The sequence below is a fragment of the Polynucleobacter sp. 35-46-11 genome (assembly GCF_002281105.1).
In genome coordinates, this window is the sequence record NZ_NCFJ01000658.1 from 1 (window position 1) to 1,228 (window position 1,228).

Sequence of the window (1,228 nt, forward strand, 5' to 3'; positions counted from 1 at the left end):
TTCAAAGCAGTTGAGGGTGCCACAAAAGCAAATTCAACTCTTATCGGGGCAAAGTAGCCGCATTAAGAGGGTTGAGATCTGGGGTTCAATTACCCCAGAGCAAATTATTGAAGTGCTGAGTCCCTGATGCCTACCAAAATATCGCCCAAAGAATCCCTAATATCAGCACCCATTTTCCGATGTAATAAACGCTGCGGTGCTTGGCTTTTAGTTTTTTTGCTTGCGCCCTGAGGTGATAAAAATACTTAAAGAGAATGTTTACAAATCCAACTTTCTCGCCCTCAACGTTTTGGGAAGATGCGGCACTCATCACATGGCGCCCAAACCAGCGATTGAGTAATTGCACCAATTTAGTGTGAACTGGCCGCTCAACATCACAAAACAAGACAATACGTTGGTGATCGGTTTCGTTGGCTGCATAGTGGATATAGGTTTCATCAAACATCACTGGTTCGCCGTCTTTCCAAAAATAACGCTCCCCATCCACGTCAATAAAGCATTTGGGATCATTCGGGGTAACCAGGCCAATGTGATAGCGCAGCGAGCCCGCATAAGGGTCTCTGTGGCGAACCAGCGTTGCTCCTGGGGGTAGCGAAGCAAACATTGCCGCTTTGATTGAGGGTATGGATTTCAGGAGGGCGACAGTCTTTGGGCAATTTAGCTGCGCCGATGGCATTTCCTTGCCATACCAATAGAGATGAAAGCGCTTCCAGCCCGTCCGAAAGAAGGAATTAAAGCCAATATCGTTATAGCCTGTGGCTGCTGCAATAGCACCATCTGCATTTAATGCAAGAGCCTCATCGCGGATGATCTGCCAATGATCTTGAAGCGGTTTCATTTCAGGAAAATCAGCAACTGGAATAAATGCCCCCGCCCTAGTTTTTGAAAATAAATAGAGTAGGCTATTAATTGGTGCTAAAAGTACTTGATAGTCTGTTAAGGAGCGAACCAAACCAAATCTCACCTTACCTCTGAAATAAACATAAATAGCTGAGACAACAAAGATCAAAAAAACAAGGTGACGAAATTCCATGAGGTTTACCAATTAGCGTTAACAGTCTTATTTTAATTTGGATGGAGTGTCATTTCATCCCTATTTTTGTAACGAATATGCTCAAATGTTAACTATGATCAAAAGAGGCTGCAAAAAATGCACCCAATTGGCGCTGCAAAGATGATTTATTAAGGAAAACCGTATGAATGGATTCGCAAAATGGCTTTTAAGCCT

At 43.4% G+C, this 1,228-nt stretch carries 1 protein-coding gene; it reads right to left on the reverse strand.

Annotated features, from left to right (window positions below):
* Positions 1 to 130 precede the first annotated feature (130 nt).
* A complete protein-coding gene (locus B7Y67_RS18540; RefSeq protein ID WP_293599895.1) occupies positions 131 to 1,033 on the reverse strand; it encodes an aspartyl/asparaginyl beta-hydroxylase domain-containing protein in 903 nt (300 codons plus the stop codon).
* Between the last annotated feature and the right edge of the window lie 195 nt (positions 1,034 to 1,228).